Source organism: Micromonospora sp. NBC_00617, assembly GCF_045161355.1.
GTDB lineage: Bacteria > Actinomycetota > Actinomycetes > Mycobacteriales > Micromonosporaceae > Micromonospora.
This window is the reverse complement of sequence record NZ_CP107751.1, coordinates 811,623-832,242: the sequence shown is the minus strand read 5'-3', so window position 1 is coordinate 832,242 and position 20,620 is coordinate 811,623. Positions and strand designations below refer to the sequence as shown.

Annotated in this window: 16 protein-coding genes; 14 read left to right on the top strand and 2 right to left on the bottom strand. The window is 71.8% G+C overall.

Annotation, left to right across the window (positions count from 1 at the left end):
* The first annotated feature begins 105 nt into the window (after positions 1–105).
* From OG505_RS03880 to OG505_RS03815, 14 genes are all read left to right on the top strand, one after another.
* Complete coding sequence (locus OG505_RS03880) at positions 106–1,440, top strand: glycosyltransferase family 4 protein (protein ID WP_405431014.1); 1,335 nt, start codon at positions 106–108, stop codon at positions 1,438–1,440.
* Positions 1,441–1,485: 45 nt separating this feature from the next.
* The gene (locus OG505_RS03875) at positions 1,486–3,276 is read left to right on the top strand and encodes a serine/threonine-protein kinase (protein WP_405431013.1); all 1,791 of its coding nucleotides are present in this window, start codon (positions 1,486–1,488) and stop codon (positions 3,274–3,276) included.
* A gap of 148 nt (positions 3,277–3,424) precedes the next feature.
* Positions 3,425–4,003 (top strand): IS607 family transposase, encoded by a 579-nt coding sequence (locus tag OG505_RS03870; RefSeq protein ID WP_405434370.1) that lies wholly within the window; start codon positions 3,425–3,427, stop codon positions 4,001–4,003.
* Positions 4,000–5,244 (top strand): IS607 family element RNA-guided endonuclease TnpB, encoded by a 1,245-nt coding sequence (gene tnpB, locus OG505_RS03865; RefSeq protein ID WP_405431011.1) that lies wholly within the window; start codon positions 4,000–4,002, stop codon positions 5,242–5,244. Before OG505_RS03870 ends, tnpB begins: the two co-directional genes overlap by 4 nt.
* Positions 5,245–5,261: 17 nt before the next feature.
* Positions 5,262–6,908 (top strand): serine/threonine-protein kinase, encoded by a 1,647-nt coding sequence (locus tag OG505_RS03860; RefSeq protein ID WP_405431010.1) that lies wholly within the window; start codon positions 5,262–5,264, stop codon positions 6,906–6,908.
* Positions 6,909–7,010: 102 nt separating this feature from the next.
* A complete protein-coding gene (locus tag OG505_RS03855) occupies positions 7,011–7,820 on the top strand; it encodes a metal-dependent hydrolase (RefSeq protein ID WP_405431009.1) in 810 nt (269 codons plus the stop codon).
* Positions 7,817–8,737 (top strand): amidohydrolase family protein, encoded by a 921-nt coding sequence (locus OG505_RS03850; protein WP_405431007.1) that lies wholly within the window; start codon positions 7,817–7,819, stop codon positions 8,735–8,737. The genes OG505_RS03855 and OG505_RS03850 overlap by 4 nt, the downstream gene beginning before the upstream one ends.
* Before the next feature lie 295 nt (positions 8,738–9,032).
* The gene (locus OG505_RS03845) at positions 9,033–10,082 is read left to right on the top strand and encodes a LacI family DNA-binding transcriptional regulator (RefSeq protein WP_405434368.1); all 1,050 of its coding nucleotides are present in this window, start codon (positions 9,033–9,035) and stop codon (positions 10,080–10,082) included.
* Positions 10,083–10,168: 86 nt separating this feature from the next.
* Positions 10,169–11,473 (top strand): ABC transporter substrate-binding protein, encoded by a 1,305-nt coding sequence (locus tag OG505_RS03840; protein ID WP_405431005.1) that lies wholly within the window; start codon positions 10,169–10,171, stop codon positions 11,471–11,473.
* 67 nt (positions 11,474–11,540) lie between these two features.
* Entirely contained in the window at positions 11,541–12,509 is a 969-nt protein-coding gene (locus OG505_RS03835) for a carbohydrate ABC transporter permease (protein ID WP_405431003.1), read from the top strand.
* Position 12,510: 1 nt separating this feature from the next.
* Complete coding sequence (locus OG505_RS03830; RefSeq protein ID WP_405431002.1) at positions 12,511–13,392, top strand: carbohydrate ABC transporter permease; 882 nt, start codon at positions 12,511–12,513, stop codon at positions 13,390–13,392.
* Complete coding sequence (gene yicI, locus OG505_RS03825; RefSeq protein ID WP_405431000.1) at positions 13,389–15,629, top strand: alpha-xylosidase; 2,241 nt, start codon at positions 13,389–13,391, stop codon at positions 15,627–15,629. Before OG505_RS03830 ends, yicI begins: the two co-directional genes overlap by 4 nt.
* The gene (locus OG505_RS03820; protein WP_405430998.1) at positions 15,626–17,023 is read left to right on the top strand and encodes a GH1 family beta-glucosidase; all 1,398 of its coding nucleotides are present in this window, start codon (positions 15,626–15,628) and stop codon (positions 17,021–17,023) included. The genes yicI and OG505_RS03820 overlap by 4 nt, the downstream gene beginning before the upstream one ends.
* 208 nt (positions 17,024–17,231) lie before the next feature.
* Positions 17,232–17,465 carry a hypothetical protein gene (locus OG505_RS03815; protein WP_405430997.1) on the top strand — a complete coding sequence of 78 codons (234 nt, stop codon included), beginning with the start codon at positions 17,232–17,234 and terminating at the stop codon, positions 17,463–17,465.
* Between the two features lie 384 nt (positions 17,466–17,849).
* On the opposite strand, the gene OG505_RS03810 is transcribed toward OG505_RS03815, so the two are convergent.
* On the bottom strand, positions 17,850–18,443 hold the full coding sequence (locus OG505_RS03810; protein WP_405434367.1) for an NTP transferase domain-containing protein: 594 nt from the start codon (positions 18,441–18,443) through the stop codon (positions 17,850–17,852).
* Positions 18,444–18,856: 413 nt separating this feature from the next.
* The gene (locus OG505_RS03805) at positions 18,857–20,566 is read right to left on the bottom strand and encodes a bifunctional 3'-5' exonuclease/DNA polymerase (protein ID WP_405434366.1); all 1,710 of its coding nucleotides are present in this window, start codon (positions 20,564–20,566) and stop codon (positions 18,857–18,859) included.
* Positions 20,567–20,620: the final 54 nt, after the last annotated feature.

Here is a 20,620-nt window from a genome sequence, read left to right as displayed (position 1 = left end):
CTGGTTATCTCGGCCCCGGCAGGATTGGCCCCGATCCAGACGCGACGGCGACACCGACTCCGGTGTCGGTCGGCGCGCGCCCGGGGACAACTCAAAGGGGGCCGCATGTCACCCGACGCCCACGTGATCGACATCCACCCCGCCCGTCAGCTGCGGGTGCTGATGCTCTCCTGGGAGTACCCGCCGGTACTCGTCGGCGGCCTCGGCCGCCACGTCCACGCCCTCTCCGTCGCCCTCGCCGCCGCCGGCCACGACGTCACCGTCGTCACCCGCCACGCCGACGGCGCACCCCTGGAGGAATACGCCGACGGCGTCCGCATCCTGCGCGCCCCCGAAGACCCCGTCACCTTCCCCCTCGCCACCGGCTCCCTACTCGCCTGGACCATGGCCTTCAACCACACCCTCACCCGCACCGCCCTACGCGCCACCCAGGCCGGCAGCTACGACGTCATCCACGCCCACGACTGGCTCGTCGCCCACACCGCGACCACCCTCGCCGAACACCTCGACCTGCCGCTGGTCACCACCATCCACGCCACCGAGGCGGGCCGGCACCAGGGCTGGCTGCCCGAGGAGATGAACCGCACCATCCACGGCGTCGAGCACTGGCTCAGCGGATCCTCCACCCGGGTGATCACCTGTTCGGGTTACATGCGCGCCCAGGTCAGCGCGCTCTTCGACGTGCCGACCGGGCTGGTCGACGTGGTGCCCAACGGGGTCGACGACCGGGCCTGGCGGGCCCGCCCGCGCGCGGTCGCCACGGCCCGCGCACGGTTCGCCGCGGACGGCCCCCTCGTCGGGTACGCCGGACGTCTGGTCTACGAAAAGGGCGTGCAGCACCTCGTGCACGCGGTGCCCCGGCTGCGCGAGCGGCACCCCGGCCTGCGCGTGGTGATCGCCGGCGACGGCCCGTACCGCCCCGAGTTGGAGGCCGAGGCCCGCCGCCTGGCGCTCGGCTCGACCGTCCGCTTCACGGGCTTCCTCGACGCCACCCAACTGCCGGCGGTGCTCGGCGCGACCGACGCGACAGTGGTCCCCAGCCTCTACGAGCCGTTCGGCATGGTGGCCCTCGAAGCGGCCGCGGCCGGAGCGCCCCTCGCCGTGGCCCGCACCGGCGGCCTCGCCGAGATCGTCGAGCCCGGCGTGACCGGCGTGACGTTCCCGCACAGCGACCCGGCCGCCCTCGCGGGCGCGGTCGACCAACTGCTCGGCGACGAGGTCTTCGCCCGGCGGGTGGCCCGACGGGCCCGCAGCATGGTCGGCGAGCGGTACGGCTGGGCCAGCATCGCAGCCCGCACCGCCGCCACCTATGCCACCGCCCGTCGCGAGCACGGCCCGCTCCAGGCCCAGCGGGCCGCCGCCCGACTGGCCGGTGGGCGCGGCCGGATCGCCATCCCGGAGGGCAATCTGCTCGCCGCCACCGACCACGCCGCCTGCTGAGCCAGGTCGGACGACCGATAGGTGACTTCCGATCCGCTGGTTAGGGTGTACCCCCGAACAGCGGCTGAGGAGGAGCGTGGGCAGGTGCTGATCGCCGGTCGGTACCGGCTGCTCGACCTGGTGGGTCGCGGCGGCATGGGCCGGGTGTGGCGAGCCCGCGACGAGATGCTGCACCGCGAGGTCGCGGTCAAGGAGGTCGTACCGCCGAGTTGGTTGGCCGACCACGAGCGGGCCGAGCTGCGCTCGCGCACGCTGCGGGAGGCGCGCGCCGCGGCCCGGCTCAACCACCCCGCCGTGGTCCGCCTCTACGACGTCGTCCCGGTCGAGGGCAGCCCGTGGATCGTGATGGAGTACGTCCCGTCGCGCACCCTGCAGGACGTCATCGACGCCGAGGGGCCGCTGGAGCCGGCCCGCGCCGCCCGGATCGGCCTGGCCCTGCTCGACGCGCTGGAGGCCGCGCACACGGCCGGAGTGCTGCATCGCGACGTCAAACCGCAGAACGTGCTCGTCGCCCACGACGGCCGGGTGATGCTCGCCGACTTCGGGCTGGCCACCTTCGACGGCGGGGACGGCGCGATGACCCGCCCCGGGATGGTGCTCGGCTCCCCGCAGTACGTCGCTCCGGAGCGGGCCGCCGAGGGCGTGTCCACCGTGGCCGCCGACCTGTGGTCGCTCGGCGCCACCGTGCACGCCGCCGTGGAGGGCCGCTCCCCGTACGCCCGCAGCAACGCGATGGCCACCCTCAGCGCCCTGGCCGCCGGCCCACCCGACCCGGCCCCACACGCTGGACCGCTCGCGCCGGTGCTCGCCGGGCTGCTGCGCCGCGACCCGCGCGACCGCCTCGACCACGACGGCGCCCGCCGACTGCTCACCGCCGCGACCGGCCGCGCCGACCCGCCGCCGGCGACGGCGGCCCGGGCCCACCGCACGCCCGTGCCCGTGGACCTGCCCGACCAGGACCCCACCGTTCCGTTACCCGAGCCCGGCCCACCCACCTCCGACTCGACCGCGACGGGCCCAACCGACACCGGCCCGACCGCCGACAAGGGTGACCCGGCCCCGACGAGCGCGGCCTCCACCGCGACAGCCACAGCCCCTCCGAGCGTGGGCGGGCGACGTACCATGCGCCGGGCCGCTCTGGTCGTCACGGCGCTGCTGGTGGCGGCGGCAGCCGGGGTGGGCACCGCGCTGGCCGTCGCCGGAGACGACTCGGCCGACACCGCCGGCCGGTCCACCACGCCACAGCCGGACCGTCCACGCGGCGGCGGCGGACCCAACGGCGGTGGCGGCCTCGGCCGACCCGGCCCGCCGCCCGGCGAGCGCGACGTACCCCCGCCACCATTCGCCTGCGTACGCCCGGACATCGTCGGCGTGCCGGTGCCGGCCGGGTCGCCGACCCCCGGCGAACGCTTCCGGCCGCCGCCCGGGTGGGTGTGGCACGCCGACACCGCGGGCTTCCGGGTCTCCGTGCCGGCGACCTGGCGCTACTCCCGCGAGGGCGGGGTGGCCTGCTTCCAGGACCCGGCGACCGGCCGGGCGTTCAGCGTCACCGAGGGCGGCGGCGCCGATCCGCTGGCCCGGCTGCGTGCGAACCGCGACGCCGGTGTCGACTCCGGGGCGCTACCGGGGTACGACGAGATCCGGCTCGCCGCGGATGACGACGGGGCGGAATGGGAGTTCCGGTGGAAAGCCCCGTACGCCGTCTGGCTGCACGCGCGGCGGCAGATCGTCGGCGCCGGCCGCTGGACGTTGGGATGGATCACCGACGACCGGGACTGGTCCGCGGCCGACGCGGACTGGACGGCCGCGCGAAACAATTTCCGACCACCCCGCTGACCTGCGCCGTACGGCCGTGATCGGCCCTCCGTCCGGCGTGGATCGAGGCTGCTCAGCGGATGAGAAAAGTAGCCTGGGTGGTTATCGTGTAACCCGGGGTGACCGAGGGGCGCGCAGTCGCCAATAGAGTAAGCGACGGAATGCGATGGTGAACTTGACGGAGTGGGGGAAGCGGGAGGGTGTCCATCCGGTTACGGCGTATCGCTGGTTCCGGGAGGACAAGCCGCCCGTGCCTGCTCGACGAGTTGGCGGGCTGATCCTGGTGGAGCAAGCCGCTGGGGCGTCACCGTCGGAGACCACGGTGGTTCACGCCCGGGTGTCGTCGGCCGATCAGAAGTCCGACTTGGATCGGCAGGTCGCCCGGGTGACGGCGTGGGCGACCGAACAGAACCTCGCCGTGTCACGGGCGGTGACCGAGGTTGGTTCGGCGTTGGACGGGCGGCGCAAGGCGTTCCTTGCCCTGCTGCGGGATTCCGCCGTGTCGACCATCGTGGTCGAGCACCGCGACCGGTTCGCCCGGTTCGGCGCCGAGTATGTGGAGGCGGCCCTCGCGGCGCAGGGCCGCAGGCTGTTGGTGGTGGACCCGGCCGAGGTGGACGACGATCTGGTGCGTGACGTGACCGAGATCCTTACGTCGCTGTGTGCGCGTCTCTCGGGCCGTCGCGCTGCCGCGAGCCGCGCCTGTCGCGCGGTTGATGTTGCGATCGTCCCGGACGCTGTGGTGTGAAGACCGTCCAGGCGTATCGGTTCGCTCTTGACCTGGCTCCGAGGCAGGAACGCGCGGTGCTCGCGCACGCCGGGGCGGCGCGGGTGGCCCACAATTGGGCGCTGGCTCGGGTGAGGGCGGTCTTGGATCAGCGGGCCGCCGAACGCAGCTACGGGATGCCTGAGGAGCACCTCACTCCCGCGGTCGGGTGGACTCTGCCGGCTCTGCGTCGGGCATGGAACGGCGTTGAGGACGAGGTGGCGCCGTGGTGGGCGCAGTGTTCGAAGGAGGCATTCAACACCGGCCTGGATGACCTGGCCCGCGCGTTGAAGAACTGGACCGACTCCCGGGCGGGCAACCGCGCCGGTCGGCCGGTCGGGTTCCCTCGGTTCAAGTCCCGTCGCCGGTCGGTGCCGTCGGTGCGATTCACCACTGGCGCGATCCGCGTCGAGCCCGACCGTAAACATGTGGTGCTGCCCCGCTTGGGTCGGTTGAAGCTGCACGAGTCCGCCCGCAAGCTGGCCCGACGTCTCGACAACGACACCGCCCGGATCATGTCGGCCACGGTGCGACGTGACGGCGGACGCTGGCATGTGGCGTTCACCTGCGAGGTCGAACGGAGCGCTCGCGTCGCGTCGCGGCCCGTGTCGACGGTCGGTGTCGATGTCGGTATCAAGCGCCTCGCGGTGCTCTCCACAGGTGAGTTGGTGCCGAACCCGCGTCACCTCGGCGGTGCTCTGCGCCGTATTCGCGGGATCGGTCGGGCGGTGTCACGCAAGGCTGGACCGGACCGGCGTGCCGGCGTCCGCCCGTCGAAGCGGTGGCAGCGCGCATCCGTGCGGCTGGCCCGGCACATCGCCGACGCCGGGTTCGCCGAGATACGTCGCCAGCTCACCTACAAGACCAGCTGGAACGGCGGCCGGCTGATCACGGCCGACCGGTGGTATCCGTCCTCGAAGACCTGCTCGGGTTGCGGCACGGTGAAAACCAAGCTGGCCCTGTCCGAGCGTCAATACCAGTGTGAAGCCTGCGGTCTGGCCCTGGACCGGGACCTCAACGCCGCACGTAACCTCGCCGCCCTCGCGGCACAGGCAACGACCGCCGGGAGTGGCCCGGTGGCAGCACGTGGAGCCGACCAGAAGACCTGCCTACGCGGGCAGGTGGCTGTGAAACGTGAACCCGGCACGGCAACCGCCGGCAAGACCGGGACCGTCCCACCGCAAGGCGGGACTACCAACCATGCGCTTACCAAAGCGCACTGAGAGGTAGCGGAGCGACCGTGCGGCAGTTGCTGATCGCGGGTCGGTACCGGCTGCTCGACCTGGTCGGCGCCGGCGGGATGGGCCGGGTGTGGCTGGCCCGCGACGAGATGCTGCACCGGGACGTGGCGGTGAAGGAGGTCGTGCCGCCAGCCTGGCTGACTGAGGCCGACCGCGCCGAACTACGACTGCGGACGCTGCGCGAGGCCCGCACGGCGGCCCGGCTCAACCACCCCAACGTCGTGCGTCTCTACGACGTGGTGCACGACCGGGAAAACCCGTGGATCGTGATGGAGTACGTGGCGTCCCGGTCGGTGCAGCAGATCATCAACACCGAGGGCCCGCTGAGTCCACAACATACCGCCCGGATCGGGCTGGCTGTGCTCGCGGCGTTGCGGGCGGCGCACGGCGCCGGCGTGTTGCACCGCGACGTGAAGCCGCACAATGTGCTGGTCGCCGACGACGGGCGGGTGGTGCTCACCGACTTCGGGCTGGCGACCTTCGACGGCGGCGACGGGGCGATGACCGGCCCGGGCCTGGTGCTCGGCTCGCCGCAGTTCGTGGCGCCGGAGCGGGCCCGCGAAGGCGTGTCGGATCCGCGTACCGACCTGTGGTCGTTGGGCGCGACGCTCTACGCCACGGTCGAGGGGCAGTCCCCGTACGCCCGGTCCAGCGCGATGGCGACGCTGAGCGCGCTGGCCACCGAGCCGCCGGACCCGATGCGTCGGGCCGGCCCGGTGGGTCCGGTGATCACCGGCCTGTTGCAGCGCGATCCCTGGCGGCGGTTGACCGCCATCGAGGCCGAGCAGCTGCTGCGCGCCGCGGCCGCCGACCGCGACCGGCCGGCCGGGCCGCCCCTCTCCTCGGCGGTGGCGGCGGTCCGCAGCGCGGGCCGGTCCGCCGCGTCCACCCCGGTCAGCCCGGCCGGGCCGCCGGACGACGCGGCCCCGCCGATCCGGCCGCCGACCCGCCCGCCGGCGGCCCGCCCGAACGGCCGACGCGGGCGGCTGATCGCACTCAGCTGCGCGGCGACCGCCACCGTCCTGCTCGTCGTCGGAGGTGTCACGGCGGCGCTGCTCAACCACCGGGACGAGCGGATGCCGCCGTCCGGCGCCGGAGGTGGCGCGACCGCCACCCGACCGGCCGCGTTCGCCTGCGCGGCCCCTCCGCCGCCGACGGCCACCCCGGTGCCGTCGGTGTCGCCGCCCAGCGACGTGCGGTACGGGCTGCGGGACGGGTGGACCTGGCACGTCGACCCGGCCGGCTTCCGCATCGCCGCGCCGGTGGCCTGGGCACGCTGGACCGAAGGGGCGGTGACCTGCTTCCGGGAGCCCAGCGGGGCTCGGGTGCTCAGCGTCGAGGCGGGGCCGCCGCAGGTCGATCCGGTGGCGCACTGGAAGGCCGAGGAGAAGCGGCTCGTCGGCGGTGACGCGCTGCCGGGCTACCGCAAGTTGGACATCTCGGCGCTCGACGTCTTCGACGGCGGGGCCCTCTGGGAGTGCAGTTGGGAGAACGCGGCCGGCGAGCGGGTGCACAGCATCCGGCTGCTCGCCAACACCTCGGCCGGACGCGCCTACACCGTCTCGTGGTTGACAAAGGAGTTCGACTGGCAGGTCAACGCGGCATACTTCGTGATGATCCGGCAGAGCTTCACGCCCACCCTCTGACACTGTCCGTTGTGGACGTCCCGACTGACGCCCCTGCGACACCGGCGCTGGCTACAGTGGCGTAGTTTTGGCGCTCAAGATCCCTGGGGAGGGTGAGCCGAGATGATGGGACCGTCGCACGCGCTGTCCGGCGCGGCGGTATGGCTGACCGGGTCGTGGGCGCTGGACCAGTTCGCCGACTACCACCAGTCGCCGCTGGCGCTGGCGGTGGGCACGGCGGTGTGCGCGGGCGGGGCGCTCTTTCCCGACCTCGACCTGTCCGGCAAGGTGACCCGCAACCAAGGCGGCGCCACCGTCGCCCGCACGTTCGGGGTCTTCTCGCTCTTCGTCGCCGAGGTGGTGGAGAAGATCTCGCTCGGTGTCTACTACGCGACGAAGCTCAGCAAGGATCCGCGTCGCAACAACGGGCACCGGACGCTCACCCACACGCTTCCGTTCACGTTGCTGGTCGGCTGGGGCACCACCGCCCTCTGCGCCGCGTACGGCAAGTGGGCGGTGATCACGATCCTGTTCTTCATGTTCGGTCTCGCCCTGCGCGGGCTCTTCGACAAGTGGGCCGAACGGGCCGGCTGGGTGATCGTGACGCTCGCGTCGGCCGGCGCGGCCTGGTTCACCTTCGCCAACCTACCGGGCGGGCGGGGCTACCCCCTGATCGGCACGGCCGTCGGGGTGGGCTGCTTCGTGCACATCCTCGGCGACATGATCACCAGAGCCGGGGTGCCGATTCTCTGGCCGATCCCGATCCGCCGACGCATGTGGACGATGATCGGCCTGCCCAACAGCATCGCGCTGCGTACCGGCAGCAAGACCGAGGTGGTCGTGCTGCGTACTGTGCTGACCGTGGTCTCGGTGCTCGCCACCGTCGGCCTGGTCGCGCCATCGGTGCTGCAACGGTTCAACATCGACGTATGACCGACGCCGCCCCCGTGTCGAGCCTGTCGTCACCGCCAACCGAGGACGCGCGGGTGCCGGAGTTCTGGCGCGCGCTGGGGCTGCCCGGGCTGGCGGACGTGCACGTGCACTTCCTGCCACCGAGGCTGCTGCGCCGCGTGTGGGAGTACTTCGACGCCGCCGGGCCGCTGGTCGGCACCGAATGGCCGATCCGCTACCGGTGGAGCGACGCGGACCGCGTCGCCCACCTGCGCCGCCTCGGGGTACGCGCGTTCAGCGCGCTGGCGTACCCCCACCGACCGGGCATGGCGGCGGACCTCAACCGCTGGACGTTGCAGTTCGCTCGGGACACCCCGGGCTGCCTGCCCTCGGCGACCTTCTTCCCCGAGCCCGACGCCGCCGCGTACGTCGAGGCCGCGCTGGCCGACGGAGCCCGGCTGTTCAAGGTGCACGTGCAGGTCGGCGACTTCTCCCCCACCGACCCGGCACTGGACGAGGTGTGGGGGACGCTGGCCGACGCCGAGGTGCCGGTGGTCGTGCACGCCGGGCACGCCCCAGTGGGAACGACACACACCGGGCCCGCCCCGTTCGCCGACCTGCTCGCCCGGCACCCCCGGCTGACCGCCGTGGTGGCGCACCTCGGTGCGCCGGACTACCGGGCATTCCTCGACCTCGCCGACGCGTACGAGCGGGTCCGGCTGGACACCACCATGGCGTTCACGCCGTTCTTCGACCGGTTCGTGCCCTTTCCCGCCGACGAGTTGCCCCGTCTGCACGACCTGGGCCTCGCCGGCAAGGTGCTGCTCGGCAGCGACTTTCCCAACATCCCCTACCCGTACGTTGACCAGCTGACCGGGCTGGCCCGGCTGGACCTCGGTGACGACTGGCTACGCGCGGTCTGCTGGAACAACGCCGCCACCCTGTTCGACCTGCCGTAAACCGCCCCAGCCGGCGCCGCCCCGCGCCCCGCGCCATGATCGTGCTCGATCCTGGATGTAGTGGCCTCCCAACGGTTCGAGGGGACTCTTTCCAGGATCGAGCGCGATCATGGCGCGGCGGCGGTGCGCGGGGGCTCAGGAGGCGGGGTCGGCGGGCCCGGCTTGTTTTCGACATCGGCTATTGACGTCGCCGTAACAGGTGGCCTAGCGTCTGTCGAACCGCTTCGTCGAAACGCTTCGACGATCACTCGGGAGCGATTCCACGCCGGGCCGGAGGAGGTGCGCGGTGGCCACGATGCACGACGTCGCCCGCCTTGCGCAGGTCTCGGTCAGCACCGTGTCGTACGTGCTCACCGGCACCCGGCCGATCTCCCAGGCCACCCGGGACAAGGTGCTCGCCGCGATGGCCGAGCTCGACTACCAGCCCAACGCGATGGCCCGCGGGCTGGCCAGCCGGCGCAGCCGCATCCTGGGCCTGCTGATGCCGATGGACGAGCGCGGCCTGGGCGCGACCGAGACCGCGTTCGTCACCGGCGCCGCCGCCGCGGCCAGCGCCGTCGGCTATCACCTGGTGCTCTCGCCGGTCGGCGGCGGCAACCTCGCCGACCTGCGGCGGCTGGCCAGCCAGCGGATGCTCGACGGGGTCGTGCTGATGGAGGTGCAGCTCGCCGACGAGCGGGTCACCGTGCTCCAGGAGGCGGGCGTGCCGCTGGTGCTGATCGGGCGCACCGGGGACACCACCGGGCTCTCCTACGTCGACATCGACTTCGAGCAGACCGTGCGGGAGGCCGTCGCGCACCTGGTCGGCCTGGGACACCGCCGGATCGTCTACGTCAACCACTCGGCCGCCACGCTGGCCAGCGGCTATGGTCCCGCGTTGCGCACCCGGGACGCGTTCGTCACGGCGATGACCGGGCACGGTCTGGAGCCGGTCATGATCCCGGCCGAGGACAGCGCCGCCGGCGGGCGGGCCGCCCTGGCCGCCGCGTTCGCGCGGACGCCGGAGCTGACCGCCGTGCTGGCGATGAACGAGACCGCGATCTTCGGCATCCTCGGCGAGCTGACCGGACGGGGGCTGTCGGTGCCCGACGACGTCTCGGTCGTCTCGATGGTCACCTCGCCACAGGTCGCCGAGCTGGCCACCCCGGCGCTGACCGCGATGACGTCGCCCGGGTCGGCCCTGGGCCGGATCGCGATCGAGGCGCTGGTGCGCCACCTGGACGGGCCCGGTCACGAGCGCCACCAGCAACTGCTGCCGTGTGCGCTGGAGATCCGGGGATCGACCGCCGGGCCACGTCGGCCGGCCTCGGTCAGCGTCGAACCGTCTCCGACGAGCGGGGGCTGACCAGCCAGAACGGCCCGCCGCCGCGCGGCAACGCGACGACGGGCCCAGTGAGATACCGGGCTCGATACTCAACGAGGAGGATAGCAATGCAGCGATTCCGCCGGATCGTCGCGGCGATCGCCCTGGCGGCGACCGCGACGACCACCGTGGCCGCGTGCGGCGGTGGCGAGAGCGAGGACGACAGCGGGGCCAAGACCCTCAAGCTCTGGCACTACGAGAGCGAGAACAGCGCGATGGGGGTCGGCTGGAACCGGGCGATCGAGATCTTCAAGGCCGAGCACCCGGGCGTCGAGGTGCGCTTCGAGCGCAAGGCGTTCGAGCAGATCCAGCAGAACGCCGGCATGATCATCAACTCGTCCGAGGGCCCGGACATCATGGAGTACAACAAGGGCAACGCGACGGCCGGCCTGCTGTCGTCGCAGGGCCTGCTCACCGATCTGAGCGCCGAGGCCGACAAGCGCGGCTGGGCCGGCAAGCTCAGCCCCAGCCTGCAGACCACCGCCCGGTACAGCGACAAGGGCGTGATGGGGTCGGGCAACTGGTTCGGCGTGCCGAACTACGGCGAGTACGTCACGGTCTACTACAACAAGGACCTGTTCGACCGCAACGGCGTCAAGGTGCCGACCACGCTGGTCGAGATGACCGCAGCGATGGACACCTTCGTCGGCAAGGGCGTCACGCCGCTGGGCATGGCCGGCGCGGAGTACCCGGCCGGCCAGCTCTTCTACCAGTTGGCGCTGTCCAAGGCCGACCGGCAGTTCGTCGACAACTACCAGCTCTACAAGAACCCGGTCGACTTCAAGGCGGACCCGCTGAAGTACGGCGCGGACACCTTCGCCGAGTGGGTGCGCAAGGGCTACGTGGCCAAGAACTCGGCGAGCCTCAAGGCCGAGGACATGGGCACCGCGTTCATCGCCGGCAAGACCCCGATGATCGTCTCGGGCAGCTGGTGGTACGGCCGGTTCAAGACCGAGATGAAGGCCAACTGGGACACGTTCCTCTTCCCCGGCAACACCCTCAATGCCGGGTCGTCGGGCAACATCTGGGTGGTTCCGTCGAACAGCAAGGCCAAGAGCCTGGCGTACGACTTCATCGACATCACCCTGCGTCCGGAGATCCAGGACCTGATCGGCAACAACGGTGGCGTCCCGGTCGCCGCTGACGCCTCGAAGATCAGCGACCCGAAGGACCGCAAGCTGATCGAGGACTTCAACACGGTCAGCAAGCAGGACGGCCTCGCCTTCTACCCGGACTGGCCGGTGCCCGGCTACTACGACGTGCTGGTCGGTGGCTTCCAAGGCCTGATCAACGGGTCCAAGTCCCCCGATCAGGTGCTCGACACGATCGCCAAGCCGTACGCCGATGGCGTCAAGGAGATCACCGGCAAGTGACACGGCGAGCGGCGGGCACGACCGACACGACCGGCGTGCCCGCCCGCCCCGCCGGGAAGGATCTTCCATGGCAGTCTCCGAGATCGTCGCCGCCCCACACCCGACGGCGACCCCCACCCCGCGCAAGCCCCGCCGCGGACCGCGCGGCCGCAACGCGGCGTACTGGCTCTACCTCCTCCCCGGGGCGGTGCTGTTCGTCCTGGTCATCGGCGCTCCGCTGGTCGGCACCGTCTACCTGTCGCTGACCAAGTGGTCCGGGATCGGCGACCCCACCTTCGTGGGGTTCGACAACTACCAGCGGCTGCTGCACGACGACGTGTTCTGGGCGTCGTTCCGCAACACCGTGGCGATGATCGTCGCGATGGTGGTGGTGCCCACCCTGCTCGGGCTGCTGCTCGCCTCGGTGCTCTTCGACGTCATCGGGCGCCGGTTCAAGCCGCGTACCGCCGCGGCGCTGCGGGCCGCGTTCTATCTGCCGCAGGTGCTGCCCGTGGTGGTGGCCGGCATCGTCTGGGGTTGGATCCTGCGCCCCGACGGCGCGTTCAACAGCCTGCTCGACGCGGTCGGCCTCGGCGCGCTGCGCCACGACTGGCTCGGCGACCCGGGCACGGCCCTGCCGGCCGTCATGGCGGTGATGATCTGGGTGCAGATCGGCTACCCGGTGGTCGTGTTCATGGCGGCGTTGCAGCGGGTCGACCCGGAGCTGTACGAGGCGGCCGAGGTCGACGGCGCGAACTGGTTGCACCGGTTCCGGGCGATCACCCTCCCGCAGATCCGGCCGGAGACCTTCGTGGTCGCACTGACCTGCACCATCGCCGCGCTGAAGGTGTTCGGGCCGATCTTCGCGCTGACCCGGGGTGGCCCGGAGAACGCCACGAACGTGCCGTCGTACTTCGCGTACTACACGTTCTTCAAGAAACTCCAGGTCGGCTACGGCTCCGCGATCTCCACCGTGCTCACGCTGATCATCGTCGTGGTGGCCGTGGTCTTCATCTGGATGCAGGCGCGCAGCGAGCGCCGGGACCGGGGGTTCTGACATGGCCGTCACGCTCACGCCGGCGCCCACACCGGTGCAGCGGCCCGTCCGCGACCGGCACCACCGCGGCGTCAGCCGCTGGGTCGTGCTCGTCCTGGTCACCCTCGGCGCGCTCGTCATGCTGGTGCCGTTCGCGTTCATGCTGCTCAACGCGTTCAAGTCGCCCGGCGACTACTCGTCGGGCGGGCCGCTGAGCTGGCCGGGCGAGTTCTACACCAAGGGTCTGCGGACGTACTGGACCGAGGTGAACTTCCCCCTCAAGCTGTGGAACTCGGCGCTCATCGCCGGCTCCGTGGCGGTGCTCGGCGTCGTCGTGTCCCTGCTCAACGCGTACGCCCTGGGCATCGGCCGGGTCCGCGGCCGGCTGTGGATCGTCGGGTTGTTCCTGCTGGCCAACATGCTGCCGCAGGAGGCGCTGATCTACCCGCTGTACTACGTGGCGAAGGAGGTCGGCCTCTACAACACCCGACTCGCGGTGATCATCATCTTCACGGTGATCCAGAGCGCGTTCGGCACGTACCTGCTGGCCTCGGTCCTGGGCACGTTCCCGCGCTCGCTGCTGGAGGCCGCCGCGCTCGACGGCGCCGGCAAGTGGACGGTGCTGTGGCGGGTGGTCTTTCCCAATCTGCGGCCCACGCTCGCCGTGCTCCTCATCTTCTTCTTCATCTGGACCTGGAACGAGTTCCTCATCCCGCTGGTCATGCTCATCGACAACCAGACGCAGACCATCCCGGTCGCGCTCGCGTCGTTGCAGGGCGACCGGCTGATGGACGCCCCGACCACCAACGCCGGCGCGTTGATCAGTCTGGTGCCGGCCATCCTCTTCTTCCTCATCTTCCAGCGCACTCTGGCGCGCGGCATCACGGCAGGAGCCGAGAAGTGAAGTTCACCGACGGGTACTGGCAACTGCGCCCGGGGGTCAGCGTGCTGCGCCCCGGCACAGTCGAATCGGTCGAGCCGGACGAGCGCGGCTTCACCGTCTTCGCGCCGGCCGGTCAGATCACCGGTCGGGGCGACACCCTGAACCGGCCCGTCGTCACCGTCCGGTTCTTCTCCCCCGCCCCCGGCGTCGTCGGGGTGACCATCGGTCACCACAGCGGCGGGCTGCCCCGCGAGCCGCGCTTCGGGTTGACCACCGACGACGCGCACCCGGTCACCGTCGACATCACCGGCATCACCGCGTCGCTGACCACCGGCGAATTGACCGCCCGGGTGGCGCTCATCGACGGCTGGCGGGTCGAGTTCCGGCACGGCGATCGGTTGATCACCGCGTCCACCGCGCGCAGCGTCGGCATCGTCACCGACGGTGAGGGCCGCCGGTACGTGCACGAGCGGCTCGCCCTCGGCGTCGGCGAGACGGTGTACGGGCTGGGCGAGCGCTTCGGCCCGTTCGTGAAGAACGGCCAGACCGTCGACATCTGGAACGCCGACGGCGGCACCGCCAGCGAGCAGGCGTACAAGAACGTGCCGTTCTATCTGAGCAGCGCCGGCTACGGGGTCTTCGTGGACCATCCGGAGCACGTGTCGTTCGAGGTCGGCTCGGAGGTCGTGGCGCAGAACCAGTTCAGCGTCGAGGGCCAGTCCCTCACCTACTACGTCATCGACGGGCCCACCCCGAAGGACGTGCTGCGCCGCTACACGGCGCTGACCGGCCGGCCGGCCCGGGTGCCCGCCTGGTCGTACGGGCTGTGGCTGTCCACGTCGTTCACCACCTCGTACGACGAGAAGACGGTGACCGAGTTCGTCGACGGGATGGCCGAGCGGGACCTGCCGCTGTCGGTGTTCCACTTCGACTGCTTCTGGATGCGCCAGTTCCACTGGGTCGACTTCGTCTGGGACCCGGCGACCTTCCCCGACCCGGCGGGGATGCTGCGCCGGCTGCACGAGCGCGACCTGAAGGTGTGCGTCTGGATCAACCCGTACATCGCGCAGCGCTCGTACCTCTTCGAGGAGGGCCGCCAGGCCGGCTACCTGGTCCGCAATCCGGACGGGTCGGTCTGGCAGTGGGACAAGTGGCAGGCCGGCATGGCGCTCGTCGACTTCACCAACCCGGACGCGGTCGCCTGGTTCACCGGCAAGCTCAAGGTCCTGCTGGACATGGGCGTCGACTGCTTCAAGACCGACTTCGGCGAGCGCATCCCGACCGACGTGGTGTGGCACGACGGCTCGGACCCGCAGCGGATGCACAACTACTACGCCTACCTCTACAACAAGGCCGTCTTCGAGCTGCTGGAGACCGAGCGGGGCGAGGGCGAGGCGGTGGTGTTCGCCCGCTCGGCCACCACTGGCGGGCAGCAGTTCCCGGTGCACTGGGGCGGCGACTGCGAGGCGACGTTCGTCGCGATGGCCGAGTCGCTGCGCGGCGGGCTGTCCCTGGCGTCGTCCGGTTTCGGCTACTGGAGCCACGACATCGGCGGCTTCGAGGGCACCCCCGATCCGGCCGTGTTCAAGCGGTGGATCGCCTTCGGGCTGCTCTCCTCGCACTCCCGGCTGCACGGCTCCGGTTCGTACCGGGTGCCGTGGGCGTACGACGAGGAGGCCGTCGACGTGCTGCGGCACTTCACCCGGCTCAAGCTCAGCCTGATGCCGTACCTGGCCGCCGCCGCGCAGGAGGCGCACCGCGACGGGATTCCGGTGATGCGCCCGATGATCGTGGAGTTCCCGAACGACCCGGCCGCGGCGCACCTGGACCGGCAGTACATGCTCGGCCCCGACGTGCTGGTCGCGCCCGTGCTCAGCGCCGACGGCCAGGTCACCTACTATGTGCCCGCCGGCACGTGGACGCACCTCGTGACCGGCGCGCAGCTCACCGGCCCGGCCTGGGTCACCGAGAAGCACGAGTTCGACAGTCTGCCGGTGCTCGCCCGGCCGGGCGCGGTCATCCCGTTCGGGGCGCGCTCCGACCGGCCCGACTACGACTGGGCAAACGGCGTGCAACTGCGCCTCTACGCCCCGGCGCAGGGACAGCGGCAACGGGTACGGATCCCGTCGCCCGGCGACGGGCCGGGCGCGGAGTTCGAGGTGAGCTTCCGCGATGGCGTGGCCACCGCGGAACTGGTGGCGGGTGACTCGTCGGCGTACCACTGCGTGGTCGCCGGGACGGAGGTAGCAGGACGATGACGGCACGCACCTTTGCGGAGAGCTTCCTCTGGGGCTCGGCCACGGCGGCGTACCAGATCGAGGGCGCGGCCACCGAGGACGGCCGAGGGCCGTCCATCTGGGACACCTACAGCCACACCCCGGGGCGGACGCTGAACGGCGACACCGGTGACGTGGCCGCCGACCACTACCACCGCTGGCCGCAGGACCTCGACCACATCGCGGAGTTGGGCCTGGGCGCGTACCGCTTCTCGATCTCCTGGCCGCGCGTGCAGCCGGGCGGGTCCGGCCGGTTCAACCAGGCCGGCCTGGACTTCTACTCCCGGCTGGTCGACGGCCTGCTGGAGCGCGGCGTCCGCCCGGTCGCCACCATGTACCACTGGGACCTGCCGCAGGAGCTGGAGGACGCCGGTGGGTGGCCGGTGCGGGACACCGCGCTGCGCTTCGAGGAGTACGCGTCGGGGATCGTCGCCGCGCTCGGCGACCGGGTGCACACCTGGACCACGCTGAACGAGCCGTGGTGCTCGGCGTACCTGGGCTACGGCTCCGGTGTGCACGCGCCGGGGCGGACCGAGCCGGCGGCGGCGCTGGCGGCGGTGCATCACCTGAACCTGGCGCACGGCCTGGCCGGCCGGGTGGTTCGGGAGTTGGCCCCGACCGCCGAGCTGTCGGTGACGCTGAACCTGCACGTGATCCGCCCGGCGTCCGACTCGGCGGCGGACGTCGACGCGGCCCGCCGCATCGACGCGCTGGCCAACCGGGCGTTCCTCGGCCCGATGCTGAACGGGGCGTACCCGGCCGACCTGCTGGCCGACACGGCGGGCGTCACCGACTGGTCGTTCGTGCGCCAGGGCGACGAGAAGGTGGCCGCCGTTCCGCTGGACGTGCTCGGCGTCAACTACTACTCGAGCACCCTGGTACGCGCCTGGGACGGGCACTCGGCCCGTTCGGACGCCGACGGGCACGGCGCGTCGGCGCACTCGCCGTGGGTCGGCGCCGACGGCGTCGACTTCCTGCCGCAGCCCGGCCCCCACACGGCGATGGGGTGGAACATCGACCCGCCGGCCCTGACCGAGCTGCTGCTGCGGCTGGGCCGGGAGTACCCGGGCCAGCCGTTGATGATCACCGAGAACGGCGCGGCCTTCGACGACGCCGTGTCGGCCGACGGCCGGATCCACGACGACCGGCGGATCGACTATCTGCGCCGGCACATCTCCGCCGTGGCGGACGCCCGCGAGCAGGGCGTGGACGTGCGGGGCTACTTCGTCTGGTCGCTGCTGGACAACTTCGAGTGGGGCTACGGCTACGACCGCCGGTTCGGGATCATCCGGGTCGACTACGACACGCAGGAACGCATCTGGAAGGACAGCGCGCACTGGTACGGGCGGCTCGCGGCCACTGGTCAGCTCGACTGAGCGGTCCCGCACGGTGTCACTATCCGTGGGTAGCGCGTCATGGCGCCACGCCGGTCGCGCCGACAGACTCAGGGCATGGTTGAGCACGTCACCGTCGTCGCCTTCCCGGGTGTGCAGTCCCTCGACATCGCGGGGCCGTGGGAGGTCCTCACGGGGGCGAACCGGTATCGGACGGCACGCGGTGACCACCGGGCGTACGACCTGAGGCGTGGTCGAAGAGCCGGACGCGCGCATCATCACGGCCGCCGGCGTGTCGAGTGGCCTCGACATGGGGCTGAGACTCGTCGAACTCCTCACGGACCGGACGACCGCGCAAGCGGTGCAGCTCTGGATGGAGTACGACCCGCAACCGCCCTTCGACAGCGGCCACCCCTCCCGCGCGACCCCCGAGGTGATCGCACGAGCGGCGGCGTACGAGAGCGCGGCCAGAGTGGCCCAGTGACCCTGCCCGGTCGCCGAAGCGCTAGACGAGTAAGGCCTAACCCTGGTCAGCGCCGTGTAGTTCCAGGTCGAGTTGGCTTTTGAGGGTCACGCATCATCGGTCCACAGGTCGGTGTCCGCGGCAACCGCCCGGATCGCCCGCTTCAGCTACGGCAACGCCGGACCGCACCCCGAGCAGTACCTGCACCACGGTGAGAAGGGTGTTGATGATCCGCTTTGGCTGCCCGCCGCGTTGATGTGCTGTCGAGCGGTATACCTCAGAGGTATGAATATGACTCTGAGGTATACCGCTTACCACCGCATCCGCCCCCACGGAGGTGACTGACGGTCACCGCCGGCCGCCGGCTACGCCCACCACCCCAGCCACGGTTAGGAATTACTCGGATTAGACCCCGACGCGCTGCGGCGGGACGGTGAGGCCGTAGAGCGCCATCAGCTCCGGGGTGTCGACGCGACTGCCGTCGGCCACCGAGTCGCAGGCGATGTCGACGATCTGGTCCTTGTGCGCCAACAGGTACGGCCGGGCGCCCACATCGGCGCTGGCCAGCGTCGCGATGCCGGGCCAGTGCCGACGGCCGAACAGCATCGGGTACCCGCGCAGCCCGTCGTAGGTGGCGCAGACCAGCACATCCGGGTACGGCAGCGCGGCCACCCGGCTGACCGCCGCGGCGGTCAGGCCCGGCATGTCGACCGGCACCACCACCACCGCCTCGATCCCCGCGTCGTCCATGGCGGCCAGGCCGGCACGGATGGACGAACCGACCCCGGTGCCCCACGCCTTGTTGATCACAACGGTCGCCTTGCCCAGGTCGGCGGTCTCCCGGACCTGGTCCGCGGCGGCCCCCAGCACGACCACGATCTGCTCGCAGCCCGCCTCGGTCATCGTGTCGATCATCTGGTTGACCAGGGGCTTCTCTCCCTGGTGCAGCAGCGCTTCGGGACCGCCGATGCGGCGTCCCCCACCTGCGGCGATGATCATTCCTGCGATCCGGTTCAGCTGCGCCCCCTCAAGCACGGGACCGACCGTGACGACCGGCCCCCTCCTACGGACACTGCAACGAGGAGGGCCGCGCACGAGTGGCGGGGCGAAAAGGGAAAATAGTGCAACCGTTACGCACCGGACCGCCAGCGGCGAGGCCGCGATGGCCTCCTCCGCGACCGCCGCAGCACGAAACGGCCCGGCGACCTACGGACGCGCCCCGGGTGGCTGATCGACTCCACATCGCCGAAGTGGCGGCATCCAGGCGCCTGGATACCCTCATCTCGGCGATGTGGAGTCGATCATCGCGCGATGACCTCCGCAGAGCCGGCCACGCCGGCCAGACCCGCCTAACCGGCCACGCCGGCCAAACCCGCCCAACCGGCCACGCCGGGCCTGACCCGCAGAGCCGGTCAGGCCGCGTCGGCGTAGCAGTCGACGATGGACAGATCCAGCGGGAAGCGCACCGGGGTATCGCCGAACAGCAGCGCGGTGGCCCGCTCGCCCGCCCTGCTCACCGCCGCCGCCACGGTCTCGGCCTGCTCCGCCGGACAGTGCGCCAGCACCTCGTCGTGCTGAAAGAAGACCAGCTCGGCGTCGGTGTCGGCCAGCTCGGTGCGCAGCGTGGCCAGCAGCGTCGAGGCCCACTCCGCGGCGGTGGCCTGGATGACGAAGTTGCGGGTGAAACGCCCCCGGGACCGGGCGGCTCGAGCCCGGGGGCTCTGCCGATCGGCCGCGGCGTCCCGATCGGTCGGCCCCTCGTCGGGATCACCGAGCCCGACCGAGCCGGGTGGGCAGGTGCGCCCCAGCCACGAACGGACCAACCCGCCCGCCTCGCCGGTGCGCGCGGCCGCCTCGACGTAGCCGAACGCCGTCGGGTAGCTGCGCTTCAGCACCGCCAGCGCGGGCACCGCCGCACCGCCGGTCTGCCCGTACATGGCCCCGAGCAGGGCGACCTTGGCCCGGGGACGGTCACCGCCGAACGAGTCCCGGGCGAGCGCGGCGTACAGGTCACCGGCGCCGCCCGCCGCCGCCAGCCGCGCGTCCCCGGAGACCGCCGCCAGGACGCGGGGCTCCAACTGGCCGGCGTCGGCGACCACCAGCCGCCAGCCCGGGTCCGCCACCACCGCCCGGCGGATCACCTTGGGAATCTGCAACGCGCCACCGCCCCGGGTCGCCCAGCGGCCGGAGACCACCCCGCCCGGCACGTACTCCGGCTGGAACCGACCGTCGCGCACCCACTGCTCACGCCAGGACCAGCCGTGCGCCGTCCAGATCCGGTACAGCTCCTTGTATTCCAGCACCAGGGGCACCGCAGGATGGTCCACCCCGCGCAACACCCAGGCCCGGGTGTTGGGCAGCTCCACCCCGGCCCGGGCGAACGCCTTGAGCAGCTCGGCCGGGGAGTCGGCGTGCAGCTGGCGGACGCCGAAAGCGTCGGCGATCCGGGCCGTCAACTCGGCCAACCGGCGCGGCGGCCCGCCGACCGGGGACGGCTCCCCCAGCAGGTCGGCGAGGATCGCGTCGTGCACCTCGGCCCGCCAGGGCAGCCCGGCGACGCCCATCTCCACCGCGATCAACGCGCCGGCCGATTCGGCGGCCACCAGCAGCCGGAACCGGCCCGGGTGCTCGGTGGTGGCGAGCCGGGCGACCTGGTCGGCGTACACCCGGGTCAGTGCCTCGATGCCCGGCCCCGGCGGACCGGGCAGCGTGTCGAAGAGCGCGCCCTGGCCGTGCCCGGGTGGCGCGGCGGCGCGCGGCGGCGGGTCGGCCGGCACCGCGGCACCGGTCAGGCGGGCCCAGGCGGCGGCCAGCGAGCGGGGCTCGCCCCAGCGGCCGGCGTGCCCGAGCAACAGAGCCTCGGTCAGCTCCACGTCGTGGCACCGCTCGACACGAACCCCGGCCCGCAGCAGCGCCGGGTAGATCGCACCCGTAGCGGCCCAGACCCACCGCGGGTGCTCGGCCGCCTCCCGCGCCGCCATCGCGGCCGCGAGGTCGCTGACGGTCTCGGTCGGGCCGACGGGTCGGCCGGCGGCGTCGAGCGGACGCAGCTCTCCCCCACCGCGTTCGCCCGCCACCACCGCCACCAGCACGAATATGATTCTGCCCTCCCCCTCCGACAGGAAAACCGGTCGGTAGGTCGGCCCGGTGCTCGATAGCGTGGCCAGGTGCCTCCC

Excerpts from the sequence above, each read along its gene's own strand:
- OG505_RS03840 (WP_405431005.1), top strand. The coding sequence starts at position 10,169 with ATGCAGCGATTCCGCCGGATCGTCGCGGCGATCGCCCTGGCGGCGACC.
- OG505_RS03845 (WP_405434368.1), top strand. The coding sequence starts at position 9,033 with ATGCACGACGTCGCCCGCCTTGCGCAGGTCTCGGTCAGCACCGTGTCG.
- OG505_RS03880 (WP_405431014.1), top strand. The coding sequence starts at position 106 with ATGTCACCCGACGCCCACGTGATCGACATCCACCCCGCCCGTCAGCTG.
- OG505_RS03850 (WP_405431007.1), top strand. The coding sequence starts at position 7,817 with ATGACCGACGCCGCCCCCGTGTCGAGCCTGTCGTCACCGCCAACCGAG.
- OG505_RS03810 (WP_405434367.1), bottom strand. The coding sequence starts at position 18,443 with ATGATCATCGCCGCAGGTGGGGGACGCCGCATCGGCGGTCCCGAAGCG.
- OG505_RS03855 (WP_405431009.1), top strand. The coding sequence starts at position 7,011 with ATGATGGGACCGTCGCACGCGCTGTCCGGCGCGGCGGTATGGCTGACC.
- OG505_RS03830 (WP_405431002.1), top strand. The coding sequence starts at position 12,511 with ATGGCCGTCACGCTCACGCCGGCGCCCACACCGGTGCAGCGGCCCGTC.
- OG505_RS03835 (WP_405431003.1), top strand. The coding sequence starts at position 11,541 with ATGGCAGTCTCCGAGATCGTCGCCGCCCCACACCCGACGGCGACCCCC.
- OG505_RS03820 (WP_405430998.1), top strand. The coding sequence starts at position 15,626 with ATGACGGCACGCACCTTTGCGGAGAGCTTCCTCTGGGGCTCGGCCACG.